Raw genomic sequence first — 20,723 nt, 5'->3', positions numbered from 1 at the left:
CTTCCCCGTGGTCACCCACCGCTCCCGGACCGTCCACCGCAGGGCGGCCGACCGGAGCACCGGGGTGCCCGCACCCCCGCAACGGTACGCCAGGGGTCAGCCGCCGAGGACCTCGCGCAGGCGCGACTCCAGCAGCCCGCCGTGCAGTTGTGCCGACAGCGCGGCCAGCTCCTGGAGCTGCTCACCGGCCCGGGCGCGCGCCTCCTCGGAGCGCGCCAGCAGCACCGGGGCCACCAGCTGCTCGAGCAGGGCGGCCTCCCGCTCCGCCGCCGTCCGGTACACCCGCAGGTGCCGCGGTTCGATGCCGTGCCGGGCCAGGCCGGCGACGGCCCGGCCCACGGGCAGGTCGGTGACGCGGTGCCGGCCCTGGGAGTCGGCGTTGAGCAGTCCGAACTGGACGCAGTCGGCCAGCTGGGCCTCCGTCAGGCCGGCGGCCGCCGCGAACTCCGGGCCCGGCAGGGGGGCGGTCCCGACCGGCTGGCCGGCCACGCCGCCGGCGGTCCCGCTGCCGGGCACCGGCTCGCCCCGGTCCAGGGCGTCCAGGTGCTCCTTGATGACCCGCAACGGCAGGTACTGGTCCCGCTGGGCGGCCAGCACGTACCGCAGTCGGGCGACGTCGGCGACGGAGAACTTCCGGTAGCCCGACGGCGTCCGCTGCGGGTGGACCAGCTCCTCGGACTCGAGGTAGCGGATCTTGCTGATCGTCACGTCCGGGAAGTCGCCGCGCAGGGCGGACAGCACCTCGCCGATGGTGAACCGGGGCCTGGTGTCGGCAGTGTCCCTGGCGTCCGCGGCGTCTCTGCTGTCAGCGGCGTCCCGGGCGTCGGCGGTGTCCCGGTCAGCGCTGGGGCTGGGCTGGGGCACCGCAGTCATGACCGGCGTCCGCTCTCGGCCCGCTCCGTGCACGACGTGGCGGTCATGCGCCGGCCGGCTCGCCCGTCCGCGGCCCGGTCAGGTAGACCAGGCGGAACTTGCCGATCTGGACCTCGTCGCCGCCGGCGAGGGAGGCCACGTCGACCGGCTCGCGGTTGACGTAGGTGCCGTTGAGGCTGCCCACGTCGTGGACGGTGAACCCGCCACCCTCGCGGTGGAACTCCACGTGCCGGCGGCTGACCGTCACGTCGTCGAGGAAGATGTCGCTGTCCGGGTGCCGACCGGCGGTGGTGACCTCCTGGTCGAGCAGGAAGCGGCTGCCCGCGTTGGGGCCCCGCTTCACCACCAGCAGCGCGGACCCGGCCGGCAGCGACTCGACGGCGCCGGCGTGCGCGTCCGCGGTCGACTCGGACACCTCGGCCTGCTCGCCGGAATCCTCACCGCCGACCTTGGGGATGATGCTGGTCGACTCGCCGACCCGCTCGGGGCTCAGCGCCGCCCCGCACTGCGCGCAGAAGCGGCTGCCCTCTGGGTTCTGGTGGCCACATCGAGTGCAGAGCACGTCTGTCTCCTCCGGTGCAGGCGGCACCGCCGCGGGCCTGGTGGTACGGGCCGCGGTCGGCCGGCGGACGACGGCCCGGTCGGCCCGTCGTAGGTCGGCCGACCGCAGGATCACGGTCGGGCCGGGGGTCATGGAACCAGCGGCCGACCCGAGGGTCAACCGCACGTACAGGGTGAGGGTCGGACGCCGTGGAGCACACGGCCGACCGTCGCAGTGATGATAGTGATCGCCGACCACCCCGACCGGACGGCGGGGGGCCAGCGGAGTGACGGGCCGATCCATCCGGCCCGGTCAGGGCGGGCTCAGGAGCCCTGGACGACCGCCTGGTACGCCGCTGCGTCCAGCAGCGACGCGGTCGGGTCGCCGTCCTGCCCGGTCACCTGGACCTCGACCAGCCAGCCGGCACCGTAGGGATCGCTGTTGACCGTCTCCGGCGCGTCGGTCAGGGCCTCGTTCACCGCCGAGACGACGCCGGCCACCGGCGAGTAGACGTCGGAGACGGACTTGGTGGACTCGACCTCACCGATCGGGTTGCCGGGGGCCACCTCCGCACCCACCTCGGGCAGCTGGACGAACACGATGTCCCCCAGCGCGTCCTGGGCGTGGTCGGTGATCCCGACCCGGACCACCGTCGCGGCACCCTCGGTGCCCTGGACCAGCGCCCACTCGTGCTGGTCGGTGTAACGGCGGTCATCGGGTGTGGTCATGCGGCATCTCCAGAGATCGGGGTCGGTTCGGTGGCTGCAGTGGTGGCCGCGGCCTCGGTGCAGGGGCCCGGACCGAGCGCCAGCGAGGTCTGGGGGGCACCGAGGTCCTTCCTCAGTCCCCCTCGGCCGGCTCAGCGTATTGAGGCGTGTCCAGTGGCCGCAACGCGTCCACCACGACGTCCTGGGAGGGGGTGATGGCCACGTCGCCCCGGCGCTGGTTGACCATCGCGGAGACCCCGCCCGGGATGCTGAGGGCGGTGGCCATGTCCTCGGGCGAGCCGATGACCCGGATCGTGTAGGGCGCCTCCACCGGCTCTCCGTCGATCTCCAGGGCACCGGGCTCGCCGGTGATGGCGCTGCTCACGCCGATCCGGACGCCGTCGATCTGCATCGTCTCCGCACCGGCGCCGCGCAGCTCCTGGACGGCGTTGAGCACGACGCCGGCGGTGACGCGGTCGGCGGGGTCGCGGATGACCACCTCGAGCCCGGGACCGCGGGCGGCGACGGTGCCGTTGAGGATGCCGAGCGCCTCGGCCCGCTCCTCGGCCTCCGCCAGCGCGGCGGCCGCGGCGCTGTCGGAGCTGCCCAGCTGGGCCAGCGCCGTCCGCTGGTCGTTGATCTCCTGGCGGAGCCGGTCCTCCCGGGAGGAGAGGTCGTCGAGGATGCGGACGAGGTCCTCCTCGCGCAGGCCGGCCAGCTGCGCGTCGGTGTCGGTGCTGCGCACCTGCACCGCGAAGGCGAAGCCCAGCAGCAGGGTGAGCACGCCGATGAGGACGGCCGCCAGCGGATCGCGACGCCGTCGTCCGGCCACCGGCGTGGCCCCGGCGCCGTCCGCCCCGTCCGACGGGCCGGCCGCCTCCTGCTCCCCCACGCCGTCGGCACCGGGGGTGCCCGCCTGGGGGGTGCCCGCCGCGGAGGAGCCCGTCCCGGGGTCGTCGGCCCCGGGAGGCCCGGCATCGGACCGGCGCTCGGCGGTCGGCTCCTCGCTCATGCGCGGAACAGGTGCCGACGGATGGCCGCGGCGTTGCCGAAGATGCGGATGCCGAGCACCACCACCACGGCGGTGGACAGTTGCGCGCCCACCCCGAGCTGGTCACCGAGGAAGACGATCAGCGCTGCGACGACGACGTTGGAGACGAAGGAGACGACGAAGACCTTGGCGTCGAAGATCCGGTCGAAGCGCGCCCGCACCCCGCCGAACACCGCGTCCAGCGCTGCGACCACCGCGATCGGCAGGTAGGGCTGCAGCCAGAGCGGGACGCTGGGGTCGAGCAACAGCCCCAGCACCACGCCGACTGCGAGTCCGAGGATCGGGATCACGCGTCAGCCTCCGTCGGTGGGCGGGTCGGGGGTGGCGGGCGCCGCTGCCTCACCCTGTTCCTCGGGTGCGGTGAGCGGCTCGGCGAACAGCAGCTCCGCGCTGCTGCCGGCCGGCAGCTCGAGGTCGTCGGCCCGGGCGAAGTCGAAGACCACACCGAAGTCCTTCGTCAGCGTGGCCAGGTCGTTGGCCTCGGGGGTGGCCAGGAAGGCGCGGGCCAGGTCGTCAGGGTCGCCGACCGCGGAGATCTCGTAGGGGTTCATCACCGGTCGGAAGTCGACCAGGATGGCGTCGCCGGCCTGACGGATGGCGGTGGTCGGGCCGACCCGCTGACCGTTGATGCTGATCGCCTCGGCACCGGAGGCCCACAGCGCGTTCACCGCCAGCTGGAGGTCGCCGTCCTGGACCCGGCCGGCCAGGGCGATCTGGTCGGACCCGCCGACCGGGTCGCTGTCCGCCGCCGGCGGGGCGTTGCCGACCGTCACGAGCAGCCCGGGCCCGGCGACCGCCACCGCGGCGGCCCCCTGTTGGGCCACCGCGAGCTGGCTCAGCGCGCGCTGCCCGACCACGCTGGTGTCCAGCGCCTGCTGCCGGGTCCGGGCGACCTCGGCGGTGAGCTCCTGCAGCTGGGCGGCCAGTTCGTCGCCGACCGCGGACTCCTGGACGATGTCGTCGCGCAACGCCTGCCGGGCCGCCTCACGCCCCTGCGCGCCGGCCGCCGCCTCCTGGTAGGTCACCGCGGCCAGCAGCCCTGCCAGCAGCAGCGCGGCGGCGACGAGCAGCTGCCCCCGGTTCCGCTGCAGCCACGACGGGCGGGAGGCCGGGCCGGGCTGCGCCGTCGATCCGGCCGCCTCCTCCGCGGCCCGGGCCGCCCGGGCCGCAGCGACCTGGGCGTAGGCCGGGTCCAGGGTGTCGGCCAGCACCTGGTCCAGCAGGGAGGCACCCAGCGAACGTGGCCGCCCGGGTGCGGGCGCGTTCACGCCTCCACTCCGGCCGGGTGGCGCCCGGACAGCAGCTGGACGGCCTGGACCACGTAGAAGACCCCCGCGAGCAGGTAGAGCGCCGCCCCCCACACGGTGAGCGCGTAGGCGACCGGCTGGACCACCGCGGCCACCGACCCCTCGCCGTCGGCCAGCAGCAGGAGGGGGAAGGCGTAGAGCAGCAGGAAGGTCGCGGCCTTGCCGAGGTAGTGCACCTGCAGCGGCGGCCAGCCCGCGTGCCGGAGCACCAGCAGGGTCGTGGCGAGCACGACCTCGCGCACCAGCAGCACGACGACCACCCACAGGGGCACGACGTCCCGGATGACGAAGGCGATCAGCGTCGCGACGATGTAGAGGCGGTCGGCGGCCGGGTCCAGGAGCGCGCCGAGCCGGCTGGCCTGTCCCAGCGCGCGGGCCAGCTTCCCGTCGAGCCAGTCGGTGGCGCCGGAGACCACGAGCACGACGATGGCCCAGCCGTCGGCGTGCGGGCCCAGCAGCAGCCACAGGAACAGGGGCACGCCCAGCAGCCGGACGACCGACAGCAGGTTGGGCAGCGTCCACACCCGGTCGCCCAGCTCGTCCCGGTTCCGCGGCACGACGCGCCGACGGTTGGCCGGACCGTCCGGAGGGACGTCGGCCGCCCGGTCGCCCGCCGTCGTCATCGCAGTTCCACCTCGCCGTCCACCGCGGGTCAGGCTAGTGCCCGACGTCCATGGTGCCCCCGCCGACCGGCCGGTCGCCCGGGGCACCCTCGGCACCCGGCCGGTCGGCACCCGCCCCTTGACGACCGGCGTCCCGGTGCCGTCAGGTTCTCCGATGACCACCGGACCCCTCGCCGGGCTGCACGTCGTCGAGCTCACCGGTCTCGGCCCCGCCCCGTTCGCGGCGATGCTCCTCGCCGACCTCGGCGCCGACGTGCTGCGGATCGACCGTCCCGGCGCCAGGCCGCCCACGCCGTCCGCCGAGCACGACCTGCTGGCCCGCGGGCGGCGGTCGGTGGCCGTCGACCTCAAGGACCCCGACGGCGCGGAGCTGGTCCGGCGCCTCGCCGAGCGCGCGGACGTGCTGCTCGAGGGCTTCCGGCCCGGGGTCACCGAACGGCTGGGCATCGGGCCGCAGGAGTGCTTGGCCCGCAACCCCCGCCTGGTGTACGGCCGGATGACCGGCTGGGGTCAGGACGGCCCACTGGCGGCGACGGCCGGGCACGACCTCGGCTACATCGCGGTCACCGGCGTCCTGCACGCCATCGGGCGGGCGGGCGGGCCGCCGCAGGTCCCGCTGAACCTGGTCGGCGACTTCGGCGGCGGGGCGATGTACCTGGTGGTGGGGGTGCTCGCCGCGCTGCTGGAGGCCCGCGGCAGTGGCCGGGGCCAGGTGGTGGACGCCGCCATCGTCGACGGCAGCGCGCACCTGGCGACCATGATCGCCGGCATGCTGGCCGGTGGGGTCTGGCAGGACACCCGCGGCGTCAACCTGCTGGACTCCGGCATCCCCTGGTACGACGTCTACGAGACCGCCGACGGCCGGCACCTCGCGGTCGGCGCCCTGGAGCCGCAGTTCTACGCCGAGCTCGTCGACCGGCTCGGCCTGGCCGGCCGCGTGCCGGAGCGGGCCGGGGCGGACCCGGAGGAGCTGCGCGGCCTGTTCGCCGACGCGATCGGCCGGCGGACCCGCGACGAATGGGCCGAGGTGTTCGCCGGCAGTGACGCGTGCGTGGCCCCGGTGCTCTCCTTCGCCGAGGCCCGCGACCACCCCCAGCTGGCGGCGCGGCAGACCTACGTCGAGCGGGACGGCGTCGTCCAGCCGGCGCCCGCGCCGCGGTTCTCCCGCACCCCGGCCACCCTCGACCGGCCGCCGTCCCGCGCCGGGGAGCACACCCGGGCGGCGCTGTCGGACTGGGGCATCACCGACGTCGACGCACTGCTGGCCGCCGGCACGGTGGTCCAGGCCCCGACGCCCCTCGACTGACCGTCCGTGGCCGGTCAGTCGTTGTGCAGCAGGTCACACATGACCTAGCGTTCCCTCTTAACGGACATGTCGTTCGCTTTCCGAATGGAACGAGGCAGCCTGTGGTCACGACGCCCCGCAGCCCCGCGGCCGAGCCGCTGGACGCCGAGGCAGCCCTCGGCACCTTCGAGGCGGCGGTGTCGTCCGCCTGCGCACCGGTGCGCGTCCGGCCGGTCGAGGGCGTCGCCTTCCACGGCCGGCTGCGCAGCGCCACTGCCGACGGGCTGCTCGTCACCGCGCTGCGCACCAGCCCCAACACGGTCTCCCGGACCGGGCGCCTGCTCAGCTCCACCGACCCGGAGTTCCTCAAGCTCATCTGGCAGCGCTCCGGCGTCAGCCGGCTGAGCCAGGACGGGCGTCGGGGGGAGGCCCGGCCCGGGGACCTGGTGGCCTACGAGACGACCCGGCCGTACCACCTGGACAGCGCGGGTACGAACTGGGAGGCGGTCGTCGTCGCGGTGCCGCGGGACCGGCTGCACCCGCACCTCCGACCGTTCAGCGAGCGGACCGCGGTCCCCGTCCCGGCGACGAGCAGCCCCGCTCGCGCGCTCTCCTCGATGCTGGAGGAACTGTCGAGGTGCGAGGACGCCGGTTCGGGCGACTCCCCCGCGGCCTGCCACCTCGGTGATGCCCTCGTGTCGATGGTGCTCGCCGTCTACGCCGGACTCCCCCAGGTGCCCGGGGGCGGCGGGCCGACCCTGGCCGACCGGGTGCGCACGTACGCGCTGGCCCACCTCGGGGACCCCGACCTCGGCGTCGAGTCGATCGCGGTGGCCCTCGGCGTCTCGGTGCGCCAGGTGCACAAAATGTGCGCCCAGGAGGGGTTCACCACCGCCGCGTGGATCCGGCGCCGCCGACTGGAGCGCATCCGGCGTGACCTGCTCGACCCGAGGCTCGCCGGCCGGAGCACGCCGTCGATCGCCGCCCGCTGGGGGATCCTCGACGTCACCCATCTCGCGCGACAGTTCCGCACGGCCTTCGGCGAGTCCCCGGCACAGCTCCGTCGGCAGAGCACCGCCGCCTGACCGGGTGCCGACCAGTCCCGTGCACGAGATGGCGACAGGCCGTGCACGGGATGGCTCAGCCCCTCCCCCGCGCTGCCGTGGACTCACCGGCGTCGGCGCAGCCCGTCGCCGGCCGGCCGGGCCCCGCTCGGCCGGCCGACCGCCCCGCCGGTGGCCCCGGGCACCGCGCGTCCCCCGCCCGCCCACGTCCACCCGGAGGCCCGATGTCCCCCACCCCGCTCGCCGCTGACCTCGTCGTGACCGGAGGACGCGTCTGGACGTCGGACCCGGCGCGCCCGTGGGCCGAGGCGCTGGCGGTCCGGGACGGGCTGCTGCTGGACGTCGGGACGGTCGACGAGGTCGCCCGGCACCGCGGCCCGGACACGGAGGTGCACGACCTGGCCGGCGCGCTGGTGCTCCCGGGGCTGGTCGACGGGCACGTGCACCTGAACCTGGCCGGCGCCCAGGCGGCGTTCGAGCTGCCCCTGCTGCCGAGCGACTCGCTGGACGACGTGCTGGCGAAGGTGCGGGCGTGGGCCGGCCGGCTGGAGCCGGACGCCTGGGTCGTCGGCGGCATCCTCGGCAGCACCCTCCTCGGTCAGCTGGCCGAGGAGCGCCACCGGTTGGCCCTCGACGAGGCCAGCGGCGGGCGGCCGGTGCTGCTGCGCGACGACACCATGCACAACCGCTGGGTCAGCTCGCGGGCGTTGGAGCTCATGGACGTGGGCCCGGACAGCCCGGACGTGGAGGGCGGCCGCTACGTCCGGGACGACGCCGGCCGGCTCACCGGCGTGCTGCACGAGCTGGCCTCCGCCCGGGCCGAGTCGGCCTTCGCGGCGTCGGTCGCCGATCCGCAGGCGCGCATGCGGGAAGCGGTGGCCACCGCGATCCGGGTGCTGAACTCCTACGGCATCACCAGCGTGCAGGAGGCCGCGACGATGGGCGGACCCCTGGCCGCGCTGCGCGAGCTCGAGGCGGAGGGTGAGCTGACGCTGCGGGTGGTCGCCTCCCTCCCGGTGCGCCCGTTCCTCGAGGACGGCGCGGTCGGCGGGGAGCTCATCGCCGAGGCCCGGGCCCAGCGCAGCGAGCTGGTGCGCCCGGACTTCGTGAAGGTCGTGCTGGACGGCGTCCCGATGACCCGCACGACGGCGCTGCTGGAGCCCTACCTGTGCCGGCACGGCGAGCCCGCCACGACCGGTGACCTGTACTACGACCTGCCCGACCTGGTCGCCGAGGTGGAGCGGTGCCACGACCTGGGCTTGGGCGCGAAGTTCCACGCGACCGGGGACGCCTCGGTGCGGCTCGTGCTCGATGCCGTGGAGCAGGTGCGCGCCCGCCGCGGGCCCGGGCCGCGCTTCCAGATCGCCCACGCCGAGTACGTGCACCCCGACGACCTGCCCCGGTTCGCCGCGCTCGACGTGGTCGCCGACGCCTCCCCCTACATCTGGTTCCCCGGCGTGATCCAGGACAGCATCGCCGCCCACGTGCCCACGGAGGTGGTCGCGGCGTCCTGGCCGTTCCGCGACTTCCTCGACTCGGGTGCGGTGGTCGCCGCCGGGTCGGACTGGCCGTGCGCCGCACCCACCCCCGACCCGTGGACCGGGCTGGAGGCCATGGTCACCCGCCGCAACCCCGACCCCGCGGTGCCCGGGACGCTCAACCCCGGGCAGGCGCTGACCGTGCAGGAGGCGGTCACCGCCTTCACCACGCACCCGGCCGAGGCGATGGGACTCGGCGACGTGACCGGACGGCTCACCCCCGGCCGGTCCGCGGACTTCATCGTCCTGGACCGTGACGTCTTCGCGGTGGACCCGACGCAGGTGCACGCCACCCAGGTGCTGCGCACCTGGTTCGCCGGCCGACTGGTGCACACCGCCGACGAGCCGACCACCCGCCCGTGACCCACTCGGCCGTGCCGAGACCGACCCGACCAGCACGACGACGAGGAGAACCGTGAGCGGCAGAGGCGAGTTCGCCTGGGACGCGCAGTCCTGGACCCCACTGAGTGAGATGGCCGAGGGCTTCGACGAGTTCCGCCCGCCGGTGTCCGGCGCCCTGGTCGGCCGGACCATCACGCTGACCGGCGCCCTGGCCGACGGCGGCGAGGCCTTCTCCCTCGAGCAGCGGTTCACCGAGGACCGCCGGCTCGACTGGGTGCTGCGCGTCGGCGACCGCCCGGAGCGCAGCGGCACCGCCACCTACCAGGCCTTCGAGCTCGCCGACGAGCTCTTCTACGTGCACCAGCTGTGGCAGGGCCTCCCCCGACCCGAGGCGGCGTCCTTCGCCCTGGACCTGGCCAACGGCACAGCGACCGGGGCCCTGGCCCAGCTCGGCCTGGAGCCGGACCCGCACCGCGCCCGGCAGCAGTGGTTCCAGGCGACGATCGACGGACGGCCGGCGGACCCGCACCCCCACCAGCCGACCACGGAGCTGGTCGGCCAGCGGATCCGTTACCGCTACAGCAGCGACGACGTCTACGACCACGTCTACCTCACCGACCGCCTCTTCACCTGGGTCTGCATGGGCGGTGCCGAGCAGGGCGAGGCGGACACCGAGCGGTGCGTGCACTGGAAGATCCGCGAGGGGGTGTACCTCTTCTCCTGGCTGGAGAAGCTGCTGGGCGTCGAGGGCATGGTGCTGGTCGACCTGACCCAGCTGCGCTCGGTGGGCATCCAGTTCGCGCTCGACCAGTTCAGCGGTGAGCTGGTCGACCTCACGATGGGCGCCTACGCACAGCCCCTGTCCGAGGCACCGCCGGTCAGCACGCCATGACCCCTCCCCGGGTCGCGTTGGTCACCGGCGGCGGCGCCGGCATCGGTGCGGCGACCGCCCGCACGCTGGCGCGCACCGGGACCCGGGTCGTCGTCTGCGGTCGCCGGCCGGAACCGCTGGAGCGGACGGCGCAGGAGACCGGCGGGCTCGCCGTGACCGGCGACGTGGCCGACCCGGCGGACGCCGCCCGGGTCGTGCAGCGCACCGTCGACCACTTCGGTCGCCTCGACGGCCTGGTGCTCAATGCCGGGGTGATGTACCCCGGCGCGCTGCTGGACGTCTCCCCCGAGGCGTTCGAGGCGACGCTGCGGGTCAACGTCGGCGGCCTATACCACGTGCTCCGGGCCGCGTTGCCGCACCTGCTGGCCTCCCGCGGCGCCGTGGTCACCGTCGCCTCGGTGGCCGGCCTGCGGGCCAGCGCGGAGATGTCGGTCTACGCCGCCTCGAAGGCGGCCGCCACCGCGCTCACCCAGTCCCTCGCCGTCGACTACGGCCCCCAGGGACTGCGGGCCAACGTGGTGTGCCCCGGGTGGACGGCGACCGAGATGGCCGACGCGGAGATGGCGGAGTTCGGCGGTCCGCGCGGCCTCTCCCCCAGCGCCGCCTACGGGCTGGTGACCTCGCTGGTCCCGGCGCGCCGGCCGGCCGGCGCCGACGAGGTCGCCGCGTGCATCGCCTGGCTGCTGTCGGACCAGGCCCGCTACGTCAACGCGGCGGTGATCCCGGTCGACGGCGGGCAGGTGGCCGTGGACGTGGGCACGGTGCCCTTCGACCCCCGGGTGTCGGTCGACGACCGCCCGGTCGACGACCGCTGAGGACAGGAGGACCGGACCATGGACCTGCAGCTGCGCGACCGGGTCGCGCTGATCACCGGTGGTGCTTCCGGCATCGGGCGGGCGTGTGCCGACGCGCTGGCCGAGGAGGGCGCGCAGATCGCCCTCCTCGACCGTGACCCGGCCGGCGAGGAGGTCGCCGCTCTGCTGCGCGACCGGGGCCACGACGCCCTGTTCGTCCGGGCCGACGTGACGGTCGAGGCCGACGTGCGCACGGCCGTCGCCGCCGTCCTCGACCGGTTCGGCCGGCTGGACACCGTCCTCGGGTGTGCGGGCATCTCCGGCCCGGCCGGGACACCGGCTGCGGAGGTGAGCGTCGCCGACTGGGACCAGGTCATGGCGGTGAACGTCCGCGGCAACTTCCTGCTGGCCAAGCACACCGTCCCCGCGCTGCGCTCCAGCCCGGTCGCCACCATCGTGCTGATCGCCTCGGACGCGGCACTCGTGGCGTTCGAGGGGATGAGCGCCTACAACACCTCCAAGGGCGCGGTGCTGATGCTCACCCGCTCGCTGTCGGTCGACCACCCCGAGGTGCGCGTCAACTGCCTGTGCCCGGGGGTCGTCGACACCCCGATGTCGCGGGCCGACCTGGGCCGCCCCGACGGGTTCGCCGGCAGCGACCTGCCGGTCATGCAGCCGGCGGACCTGGCCCGGCACGCCGCGTTCCTCGCCTCACCGGTGAGCTCCCCGATCAACGGCACCTCGGTCGTCTCCGACTTCGGCTACCTGGCCCGGCCCGCCGTCCCGCCGTACGAGTTCGCCGTCGACCCCACCCCGTAGCCCGGGCCCGGCCGAGGGCAGTCGCCCCCGGCCGGGTGCGCTTCAGCCGGTGGGAGCCGCGTCGTGGAGCCGGTGGGCCTCCTTGGCCCGCATCTTCTCGCGGACGACGTGGGTGGCTGCGGCGATGGCGATCGCCGCCACCAGCGCCAGGCCGCTGGCGACGTTCTGCCAGAAGGTGGTGACGCCCAGCAGGGTGAGGCCGTTGCGGAGCAGCCCCATGAACAGCACCCCGACCAGGACGTCGACCATGCTGCCCTCGCCGCCGGTGAGCGCGACGCCGCCGAGCAGCACCGCGGTGATCACCGCCAACTCGAAGCCGCCGCCGAGCTGGCCGGCCGGGGCGCTGTTGAGCCGGGCGACGGTGATCGCGCCGGCCAGCCCGGCCGCGGCGCCGCTGGTGACGAACAGCAGGAACGGGATCCGCCGAGTGTCCACCCCGGACAGGTAGGCGGCCTCCCGGTTCACCCCGATCGCGTAGACGTGCCGCCCGGCCGGCGTGCGGGTGAGGAACACCCCGGCGGTCAGGAGCACGGCGACGGCCAGCAGCGCCGGCAGCGGGATCCCGGCGATGTTGCCGATGCCCAGGAAGCCGAAGGCCTCGCCGAAGTTGCTCAGCGGCAGCGGGCTGACCAGCTGGGCGACGCCCCGGACGGCGGTGAGCATGCCCAGGGTCACGATGAAGGAGGACAGCCCGAACACCGTCGCCAGCACCGCGTTGACCACGCCGACTGCGGCGCCGGCGAGCAGCGCCGCCCCGACGGCGACCAGCGGGGACCCACCGGACTGCGCCACCTTGCCGGCCACCACCCCGCCCAGGGCCAGGGTCGACCCGACCGAGAGGTCGATGTAGCCGGCGATCACCAGCATCGCGACCGGGGCGGCGACGATCGCGATGACCGCCGCGTCCAGGAAGACGCCCCGCAGGTTGCCCCAGCCCAGTTGCGCCCCGGTGGCCAGCTGCACACCGGCCACCATCACCACGAGCAGCACCAGCAGCGGGTTCTGGACCAGCCAGCCCGCGGCGGCGGCCACCGGGGACGGTGCCGCGGCGGCGTGACCGGTGGACGGCGGGCGACGGTCGGCGCCGTCGACGGTGGGGGGTGGGGCGGTCGTCATCAGGAGGGCTCCAGCTCGCTGTGGATGAGGTCGAGCAGCTGCTCTTCGTCGGTGTCGCGCATGTCGAGGTCGTCGACCACCCGGCCCTGGCGCATCACCAGGCAGCGGTGTGCCAGCGCGACGACCTCGTCGGGGTCGTTGCTGGCGAACAGCACCGCCAGTCCCCGCTCGGCGGCGACCTGCCGCAGGACGTCGTAGATCTCGGCCCGGGCGCCGACGTCGACGCCCTGGGTCGGGTCGTCCAGCAGGAGGACCCGGGTACCGGCCCGGTCGTTGACCCAGCGGGCGATGAGCACCTTCTGCTGGTTGCCGCCGGACAGCCGGGAGACCGGCACCGCCGGGTCGGCCGGGCGCAGGCCGAACGCGGCGGCGGTGCTCCGGAAGACCTCCTGCTCCGCCCGGGGCCGACGCCACCCCGCACGTGCGGTGAGCGACATGACCCGCAGCACGGTGTTCTCCCCCGACGACAGGGAGCCGAAGAGCCCCTGCCGGAGCCGGTCACCGGGGACGAGTGCGAGGCCGGCGCGGAGGGCGTCGTCGGGACGGCGGACGCGCACCGGGCGCCCGTCCACGGCGACCGTCCCGGAGGCGGCCGGCCGGCGACCGAAGAGGGTCTCCAGCAGCCGCGAGCGGCCGGACCCCACCAACCCGTAGAGGCCGACGATCTCCCCGGGCTGCACCGCCAGGGAGATGTCGTGCAGGCCCGGTGCCCGCAGCCGGTCGACGGCCAGTGCCGGGGTCGCGTCGCCGTCCACCGGCCGGGGCGCCACCGCCGCGCCGTGCGCGCGGCCGCTCACCGCGGCCACCAGGTCGGCCTTGCCGACGCCGGTCATCGGCGCGGACCAGACGACCCGCCCGTCCCGCATCACCGTCGTGCGGTCGGCCAGCTCGACGACCTCGTTGAGCAGGTGCGTCACGTAGAGGACGGCGATCCCCTCGGCCTTGAGCAGTCGCACGAGCTCGGCCAGCCGTCGCGACTCCACCGGGGACAGCGCGGCGCTCGGCTCGTCCAGGACCAGCAGCCGCGCGTCCCGGCTCAGCGCCTTCGCGATCTCGACCAGCTGACGCTGGCCGATGGTGAGTTCCCGGACCGGGGTGTCCGGCGAGACGTCGAGCCCCACCCGCTCGAGCAGTCGCACCGCGCGTGACCGCTGGTCGGCGCGGCGCAGGAAGACCCCGGCCGCCGTCGTCTCCTGACCGAGGAAGAGGTTCTCGGTGACGTCGAGCCGGTCGATGAGGCTCAGGTGCTGGTAGATGACCGCGATCCCCGCGGCGATGGAGGACCTGGGGTCCAGGGCGTCGTACGTCGTCCCACCGATGGTGATCGACCCGGCGCTGGGTGCGGTGCCCCCGCCCAGGCACTTGATCACCGTGGACTTGCCGGCGCCGTTGTGCCCGAGCAGGGCGTGCACCTCGCCGGCGGCGATGTCCAGGTCGACGTCGTCGAGCGCCAGGGTCGGGCCGTACCTCTTGGTGAGGCCACGGACGGAGACGGTCATGTCAGCCGCCGAAGGCGGTGACGTACTCCTGCAGGTCGGGGCTGTCCGGGGTGACCAGGTACACCGGGACGTCGGTCTCCGGCTCCTCCCCGCGGCCCAGGGCGAGCGGGATGTCGATGGTCGCCTTCACGATGTCCTCGGACTTGACGGTCACCACGCCGCGCACGAAGTCGCCTTCCTGCATCGCCTGGAACAGGGAGAGGTTGCCGTCGAGCCCGCCGACGTAGGTCTCCGGGTCGTCCGCGGCCCGGCCGGAGGACAGCAGCGCCTGGTAGGCGCCCTGGGCGGCGTCACCGACGGCCGCCAGCACCATGTCGACGTCGGGGTTCGCGGCCAGCACCGAGTTGGTGACCGTCAGCGCCTCCTGCGGGGTCACCGCCTGCTGCTGGGCGACGATCTCGGCATCGGGAGCGGCGTTGCGCAGTCCCTCGAGGATCCCGTTGGTCCGCTCCTGCCCGATCTGGGTCAGCTGGTCCTCCAGCACCAGCACCGTGGGGGGCTCGCCGAGGTTCTCCTGCGCCCACCGGCCGGCGTCCTCCCCGAGCATCCGCCCGGACTCGGTGAAGCTGAACTGCAGCGTGCTGCTCTGGTTCTCCAGGTCGCCGCCGTAGGTGACCCAGTACTTGCCGGCGTCCAGGTACTGCTGGGCGATCGAGTCGATGCTGGCCGGGTCCATCGGGAAGGACACCACCGCGTCCACGTCGCTGTTGAGGTAGGTGGTCAAGTTCGACACCTGGGTCGACAGGTCGCTGTTGTCGTTGGTGAACTCGACGGTGACGCCCTGCTCCTCGGCGTAGTCCTGCATCTGCTGGCTGAGCACCGAGTAGATGGGCAGCGAGGTGAAGGGGAAGTCGAAGAGGATCTTGTCGACCTCGGTGTCGCCGCCCGCAGGGGTGGCCGCGGCGGTGCCGCTCTCACTCGTGGTGCTGCAACCGGTCAGCGCCAGGGTCACCGCGAGCGGCGCGACGACGGCGGCGGTGGCTCGATGACGGCGTGCGGACATGAGGGCCTCGTTCTCTGCAGAGGGGACGGCGTCAGGACCGGACGGAGCCCGGCCACCCCGGGACTGGTCCCGCGGGGGTGGTGACCGGAGCGAGCTCCGCTGACGGCATCACCCGGCGGCGGTGAGCTGTTCGGTAGACCCTCGGTCCGATCCGCGGTGGCCGACGACCACCGCGTGCACCCGATCTCGCCGTTTCGCGCACCCGCCCGGGCAGCCCGGCCTGGACCCCTCGGTCAGCAGGCCGATCTCAGTCGGAGCTGGTCGCGCGGCGCCGCACCCGCCGGTCGAACCGGTCGCGGCTGCTGCCCAGCGGCTGGCCGAGGTACCTGCCCAGCACGATGCCGGCGGCGAGGGCCAGGCCGATGGCCGCGGCCCCCACTAGCTCGTCCACCCCGCCCGGCACGTCCGCCTCCACGACGATCGCGAAGAGGCCGCGGTAGATCGTGAGCCCGGGCAGCAGCGGCACGATGCCGCAGACCGCGACGAGCAGGGGCGGGAACCGGAGCCGATCGGTCAGCGCCGCACCGCAGAAGCCGACGACCACAGCCGCCGTCCCGCTCGCCACCGCGGGGCCGGCCCCGAACGCCGCGGTCGCCGACGACGTCGTCCAGGCCAGCGCGCCGGCCACCGTGGCGACCCCGACGGCGTGCGGGCGGGCATGGGACGCGAGGGCCCAGGACCCCGCCATCCCGGCGGCTGCGGCCAGCGCCACGGCGAACGGCACGGTGTACATCGACGGGTCGGTCACGCGCAGCGGGACACCCGCCCGCTGCGCCAGGTCCAGCACGGCGGCGATGCCGACGACGATGCCGGTCGTCAAGGTGAGCACCTCGAAGGCGCGCGCCGCGGCGGTGACCGGGAAGCCGTTGATCGCGTCCTCGGCCGCACCCACGAAGGAGAGGCCGGCCAGGAGCACCACGATCCCTGCGGCGACCACCAGCGAGGTGCGGACCTCGACCTCGGAGACGATGAGGAGGACGGCCGCTCCGGTGGCCACCGCGGCGCCGAGTGCCTGCTGGAAGAACATCGGCAGCCCACGCCGGTCGAGGGCTCGCATCGTCTGCTCGATGGCGGCCGTGGTGAGCGCCGCGACCAGCGCCACCAGCCAGTCCCCGCCGAGCAGGAAGGCGACGCAACCGGCCACACCCGACCAGCCGAGCGCGTGGATCGAGCGGCGGTAGGGGTGCGGCGCCGACAGCACGTCGTCCAGCTGACGGTGCGCCTCCTCCAGGCCCAGGCCGGCTGTCTTGATCTCCGCCGCCAGGTCGGTGATGCCCTGGAGCCGGGTGTAGTCCAGCCCCCGCGGGCGCACGATCCGCATCAGCATGAGCGGTGGGACGTCGTCCGGGTCGTAGCTGATCGTCAGCGAGGTGAACGTGATGTCGACCTGGCAGTCGGTCAGCCCGTAGCCCGCGGCCACGCGCAGCACGGTGGCGGTCACGTCGGCCGCCGAGGCCCCGACCGCCAGCATCGACTCCCCGATGCGCAAGGCGAGGCCGAGCGCCGAGCGCGCGGTGTCCGCGTCGACCCGGCTGGGCTGGGCGCGCAGCGCCAGCGGTGCCGTCGGCGGCCCGGACCCGGAGATCGCCTTGCGCGCCCGGTCCGGCAGGCGGGGGAACCGCCGGCTGCGGTTCCGGGTCGTGGGGTTCATCCCCTGCAGGCTACGGAGCGTCGACGTGAAGTCACGGCTGCCGACCACGAGCGGGTCGTGGCCTTCCCCACTCTCGCGCGGACGGCGCCCCGGGCCCGCTGTCCGGCACTACGGCGGCGAGTCGGCCGGCGCGTCCCGCCACCGGACGGCGTGCCGCCGACGGCACGCCGATGGCGTGACGACCGTCACGAAGACAGCCCCATTGCGGGTACATAACGTTCCGGTCACGCCGACTTCGTGGGCGTGGCGCCGGTCCGCCCAACCCTGCCTGCCGGCCGCCATCCAGGACCTTCAGGGCAGGGGTGGGGAACCCACCGCACACGGCGCGCCGATCCATCGGATGGCGCGCCTCGGGGTGAAGCCGGCATCGCCGGCCGGGCACCGATCGCCCGAACCCGACAGCTAACCCCTCAGGCGGTGATCGGAGATCACCATGCCCAAGAACAGCTCGTCTCGCTTCGTCCGCACGCGGGACGTCCTCGTCGGCCTCCCCGTCGTGGCCGGCGTCTCCGTCGTCACGCTGGGCGTCCTCAGCTCCCCGGCGCAGGCCCACACCACCAGCCCGGCGCCCTCGGTCACCGCGACCCAGGAAGACCGGCACACCGCCGAGCAGGGCGACCCGTTCGCCGCGCTCGCGGGGGCCCACGGGCAGTCCTGGCGGGACCTCTACCAGCGCAACATCGGCGCCTTCGGCGAGGACCGCGCGGCGCTCACCCCGGGGCAGGTGCGGTTCCTCCTCGGCGCCGAGGACGCAGCACCGGCACCTGCTGCTGCTCCGGCGCCGGTCCCGGCGCCCGCCCCGGCACCCGCACCCGCCCCGGCACCGGCTCCCGCCCCGGCACCCGCACCCGCCCCGGCACCTGCCCCCGCACCGGCTCCCGCCCCGGCTCCCGCCCCGGCACCGGCTCCCGCACCGGCTCCCGCCCCGGCACCCGCCCCGGCACCGACTCCCGCCCCGACACCGGCTCCGGCTCCGGTGGTGGCCGTCGCCTCGCAGTCCACGGCGGCCGCCCACATCACCAACACCGCCGGGCCCGTGCAGCCGCGGGCCGCGGCCGCCGCGGACGCCGTCGTGCGCGACGTCCCCGGCGCCGCCGGCATCACCATCGGTGGGACGCGCGGCAGCGCGACCGACCCGAACGGCCACCCCTCCGGGCTGGCCCTGGACTACATGGTCATGTCCGACACCGCGCTCGGGAACGCGATCGTCGAGTACCACATCGCCAACTGGGACGCCCTCGGCGTGGACTACATCATCTGGCAGCAGCGCATCCTCATGTCGCCGACCGGCTCGTGGAGCCCCATGGCCGATCGCGGCAGCGCCACGGCCAACCACATGGACCACCCGCACGTGAACTACCAGGCGGGCTGACCCGCCCGGCCTCGCTCCACCAGGGCGGACACCGTGCCCCCCTGCCCGTACCGCGGGCAGGGGGGCACGGTGCGTCTCCGCCGCCGAGGGCCGCCGACGGTGTCCGACCGTCCGCGTGGGATGGTCGGGGCAGAGCCCACCGCCACGGATGGCCCGCCACGGTGCGGGCACAGTCGACGGCGACCGCGCGAGGCCCGTGATCCGATCCAGGTCCCACGACGTCGTCGCACGGCGGACGTCGCACGATCAGCACCCGGCGCCGGTCGGGTGTCGCTCCCCCGGTGGGCTCGGCGTGGCTCGACGTCGCGCCGGTGCCCGGATGACGACGAGGGATCATGTCCACGACCGACTTCTCAACACCACCCGGGTCCAGGCGTCGCCGCGTGCGGCGGACCGCCGCCCTGGCCGCCCGACCGGTGACGCGGAGGTCGGGCGGGTGGCCGCGGCGCCAGCGCAGCGCGCGGGCCGTGGCCCAGGCGTGGCTCGGCCGCATCGTGGAGCGACGGATCCGCAAGAAGGGCATCGACCTCACCGAGCTGACCTTCTTCCCGGAGAGCGCTCGACTGCCCCTGCTGCGGCGCGGGGTGGACCCGGTGCCGGAGCTCGCCGAGCTGCGCGCCCGCTGTCCGGTGGAGCGGCTCGACCTGCCCATGGGTCTCGCGGCGCACCTGGTCACCGGTTACGAGCAGGCCCGCGCCGTCCTCGCCGACCGCGACTCCTACAGCAACGACATCCGGCACCTGTTCGGCGACGCCGGACCGGGGTCGACAGCAGACGTCGGCGGCCTCGGTTTCACCGACCCGCCGCTGCACACCCGGCTGCGCAAGCTCGTGGCCCCGGAGTTCACCCGGCGCCGGCTGGACCGGCTGGAGCCCACGGTCGAGGCGATCGTCACCCGCCGGCTGGACGAGCTCGCCGCCGCCGGATCGCCGGCAGACCTGGCCGAGCACGTCTCCTGGCGGGTCCCGATGGACGTGATCTGCGGGCTGCTGGGGCTGGACGACGCCGACCACGAGGCCTTCGTCCGGCTGGGCACCCAGCGCTTCGACGCCACGGGGGGTGTGGCCGCGGCGCTCGGTGCGGTGTCGGAGCAGAAGCGGATCCTCCTCGACGTGGTGGCGCGGCAGCGGACGGCGCCCGGGGACGGCTTGATCGGGCGGATCCTCCTGGCCGAGGGCGACGGCATCTCCGACGACGACCTCGCGGGCCTCGTCGACGGGATCGTCACCGGCGGGTACGAGACCACCGCCAGCTCCATCTCCCTGGGCACCATGGTGCTGCTGCGCGACCCCGCCCATGCCGCCATCGTCCGAGGGGGCTCACCGGCCGAGATCGACGGCCTGGTGGAGGAGCTGCTGCGCTACCTGTCGGTGGTCCAGGTGGCCTTCCCGCGGTTCGCCAAGCAGGACCTGGAGCTGGCCGGCTGCCCGATCCAGCAGGGCGACCTCGTCGCCGTCTCCCTCAGCGGGGCCGACCGCGACCCGGCCTGGGCCGGCCCGCAGCCCGACCAGTTCCAGCCGACCCGGTCCCCCGCCGGCGGTCACCTGGCGTTCGGCCACGGGGTGCACCGCTGCGTCGGCGCTGAACTCGCGCGCCTGGAACTCCGCATCGCGCTCCCGGCGCTGTTCCGCCGCTTCCCGGACCTCGCGCTCGCCGTTCCCGAGGAGCAGCTCCCCTGGCGCGGGCTGTCCTTCGTCCACGGCGTCGAGGAGCTCCCGGTCTCCTTCTGACCGCAGCCGCCCGGCCGGGCACGTCGTCCCGGCCCGGCGGTCGGGTCAGCGCTGCTGCCGTCGCGCGACGAAGACCAGACCGGCCAGCACCACCGCGATGGGCGCCCAGGCCGGCAGCCCGAACGGACCCAGCAGCAGCGCCGCCACGAACAACAGCAGCTGGAAGGCCACGAAGAAGCCCGCCAGCATGACGACCCAGAAGACCACGGGCCGCTCGATCTGCAATCGGCGCAGGTGCTCCATGTCCACATCCCCTCATCGGTGTACGTCCCGCAGGGGACACCAGCCACATCGGCACGCGAGGCAGCAACTCCAGTCGACCACACCCAGCCCCCAGCCCGACGGCCCGGGAAGCACAAGAGCACGGGCAGTGGCGCGGGCTCAGGCCGGCTCGACGACGACCTTGCCCTCGATGGGCCGGCGGCGGCTTCGGCGTGCAGCGCGGGCAGTTCGGTCAGCGGGATGCGGCGGGTGACCTCGACCTGCAGGTCTCCGGTGGTGCTGACGACCTTGCCA

General features: G+C 74.6%; 20 protein-coding genes and 1 riboswitch. Of the genes, 8 read left to right on the top strand and 12 right to left on the bottom strand.

Going from position 1 to position 20,723, the window contains the following annotated elements; translation table 11 throughout:
• Window positions 1-96 precede the first annotated feature (96 nt).
• The 7 genes from ftsR to O2W53_RS23060 form a co-directional block, all read right to left on the bottom strand.
• Window positions 97-873 (bottom strand): transcriptional regulator FtsR, encoded by a 777-nt coding sequence (gene ftsR / locus O2W53_RS23090; protein ID WP_269165396.1) that lies wholly within the window; start codon window positions 871-873, stop codon window positions 97-99.
• A 43-nt stretch (window positions 874-916) separates the two neighbouring features.
• The gene (gene odhI, locus O2W53_RS23085) at window positions 917-1,435 is read right to left on the bottom strand and encodes an oxoglutarate dehydrogenase inhibitor Odhl (RefSeq protein ID WP_166757210.1); all 519 of its coding nucleotides are present in this window, start codon (window positions 1,433-1,435) and stop codon (window positions 917-919) included.
• Window positions 1,436-1,737: 302 nt separating this feature from the next.
• A complete protein-coding gene (gene gcvH, locus O2W53_RS23080) occupies window positions 1,738-2,142 on the bottom strand; it encodes a glycine cleavage system protein GcvH (RefSeq protein WP_036332586.1) in 405 nt (134 codons plus the stop codon).
• Between the two features lie 112 nt (window positions 2,143-2,254).
• On the bottom strand, window positions 2,255-3,133 hold the full coding sequence (locus tag O2W53_RS23075) for a DUF881 domain-containing protein (RefSeq protein WP_269165395.1): 879 nt from the start codon (window positions 3,131-3,133) through the stop codon (window positions 2,255-2,257).
• Window positions 3,130-3,462, bottom strand: a complete 333-nt coding sequence (locus O2W53_RS23070; RefSeq protein WP_036332584.1) for a small basic family protein — start codon at window positions 3,460-3,462, stop codon at window positions 3,130-3,132. Before O2W53_RS23070 ends, O2W53_RS23075 begins: the two co-directional genes overlap by 4 nt.
• A 3-nt stretch (window positions 3,463-3,465) precedes the next feature.
• Window positions 3,466-4,440, bottom strand: a complete 975-nt coding sequence (locus tag O2W53_RS23065; protein WP_269165394.1) for a DUF881 domain-containing protein — start codon at window positions 4,438-4,440, stop codon at window positions 3,466-3,468.
• Window positions 4,437-5,102, bottom strand: coding sequence for a CDP-alcohol phosphatidyltransferase family protein (locus tag O2W53_RS23060; protein WP_269165393.1), 666 nt, complete (start codon window positions 5,100-5,102; stop codon window positions 4,437-4,439). Before O2W53_RS23060 ends, O2W53_RS23065 begins: the two co-directional genes overlap by 4 nt.
• Before the next feature lie 154 nt (window positions 5,103-5,256).
• Between O2W53_RS23060 and O2W53_RS23055 the strand changes: the two genes are divergently transcribed.
• The 6 genes from O2W53_RS23055 to O2W53_RS23030 all read left to right on the top strand — a co-directional run bounded on the left by O2W53_RS23055 (window position 5,257) and on the right by O2W53_RS23030 (window position 11,836).
• Complete coding sequence (locus O2W53_RS23055; RefSeq protein ID WP_269165392.1) at window positions 5,257-6,408, top strand: CaiB/BaiF CoA transferase family protein; 1,152 nt, start codon at window positions 5,257-5,259, stop codon at window positions 6,406-6,408.
• A gap of 101 nt (window positions 6,409-6,509) precedes the next feature.
• Window positions 6,510-7,472: a helix-turn-helix domain-containing protein gene (locus tag O2W53_RS23050; RefSeq protein WP_269165390.1), complete on the top strand. Its 963-nt coding sequence runs from the start codon at window positions 6,510-6,512 to the stop codon at window positions 7,470-7,472.
• A 203-nt stretch (window positions 7,473-7,675) separates the two neighbouring features.
• Entirely contained in the window at window positions 7,676-9,352 is a 1,677-nt protein-coding gene (locus tag O2W53_RS23045; RefSeq protein ID WP_269165389.1) for an amidohydrolase, read from the top strand.
• 52 nt (window positions 9,353-9,404) lie between these two features.
• Entirely contained in the window at window positions 9,405-10,223 is an 819-nt protein-coding gene (locus O2W53_RS23040) for a MoaF C-terminal domain-containing protein (protein WP_269165387.1), read from the top strand.
• The gene (locus O2W53_RS23035; protein ID WP_269165385.1) at window positions 10,220-11,038 is read left to right on the top strand and encodes an SDR family NAD(P)-dependent oxidoreductase; all 819 of its coding nucleotides are present in this window, start codon (window positions 10,220-10,222) and stop codon (window positions 11,036-11,038) included. The genes O2W53_RS23040 and O2W53_RS23035 overlap by 4 nt, the downstream gene beginning before the upstream one ends.
• Window positions 11,039-11,056: 18 nt before the next feature.
• Window positions 11,057-11,836 (top strand): SDR family NAD(P)-dependent oxidoreductase, encoded by a 780-nt coding sequence (locus tag O2W53_RS23030; protein WP_269165384.1) that lies wholly within the window; start codon window positions 11,057-11,059, stop codon window positions 11,834-11,836.
• Between the two features lie 42 nt (window positions 11,837-11,878).
• Here O2W53_RS23030 and O2W53_RS23025 read toward each other — a convergent pair whose 3' ends face one another.
• From O2W53_RS23025 to O2W53_RS23010, 4 genes are all read right to left on the bottom strand, one after another.
• Window positions 11,879-12,952, bottom strand: coding sequence for an ABC transporter permease (locus O2W53_RS23025; protein ID WP_269165383.1), 1,074 nt, complete (start codon window positions 12,950-12,952; stop codon window positions 11,879-11,881).
• Window positions 12,952-14,451 (bottom strand): sugar ABC transporter ATP-binding protein, encoded by a 1,500-nt coding sequence (locus O2W53_RS23020; RefSeq protein WP_269165382.1) that lies wholly within the window; start codon window positions 14,449-14,451, stop codon window positions 12,952-12,954. The genes O2W53_RS23025 and O2W53_RS23020 overlap by 1 nt, the downstream gene beginning before the upstream one ends.
• A 1-nt stretch (window position 14,452) precedes the next feature.
• The gene (locus O2W53_RS23015) at window positions 14,453-15,454 is read right to left on the bottom strand and encodes a sugar ABC transporter substrate-binding protein (RefSeq protein WP_269165381.1); all 1,002 of its coding nucleotides are present in this window, start codon (window positions 15,452-15,454) and stop codon (window positions 14,453-14,455) included.
• 247 nt (window positions 15,455-15,701) lie between these two features.
• Entirely contained in the window at window positions 15,702-17,105 is a 1,404-nt protein-coding gene (locus tag O2W53_RS23010) for a threonine/serine ThrE exporter family protein (RefSeq protein ID WP_269165380.1), read from the bottom strand.
• 316 nt (window positions 17,106-17,421) lie between these two features.
• Window positions 17,422-17,537, top strand: a riboswitch (cyclic di-AMP (ydaO/yuaA leader).
• Window position 17,538: 1 nt separating this feature from the next.
• On the opposite strand from O2W53_RS23010, the gene O2W53_RS23005 reads away from it, so the two are divergent.
• Complete coding sequence (locus tag O2W53_RS23005; protein WP_269165379.1) at window positions 17,539-18,477, top strand: hypothetical protein; 939 nt, start codon at window positions 17,539-17,541, stop codon at window positions 18,475-18,477.
• A 467-nt stretch (window positions 18,478-18,944) separates the two neighbouring features.
• Window positions 18,945-20,207, top strand: coding sequence for a cytochrome P450 (locus O2W53_RS23000; protein ID WP_269165378.1), 1,263 nt, complete (start codon window positions 18,945-18,947; stop codon window positions 20,205-20,207).
• Between the two features lie 45 nt (window positions 20,208-20,252).
• Here the strand turns inward: O2W53_RS23000 and O2W53_RS22995 are convergent, their stop codons facing one another.
• Window positions 20,253-20,450 (bottom strand): hypothetical protein, encoded by a 198-nt coding sequence (locus O2W53_RS22995; protein ID WP_269165377.1) that lies wholly within the window; start codon window positions 20,448-20,450, stop codon window positions 20,253-20,255.
• Window positions 20,451-20,723: the final 273 nt, after the last annotated feature.

Source organism: Modestobacter sp. VKM Ac-2978, from assembly GCF_026968025.1.
Lineage (GTDB): Bacteria > Actinomycetota > Actinomycetes > Mycobacteriales > Geodermatophilaceae > Modestobacter.
The sequence above is the reverse complement of the archived record's forward strand: the minus strand, read 5'-3'. Positions and strand labels throughout refer to the sequence as shown.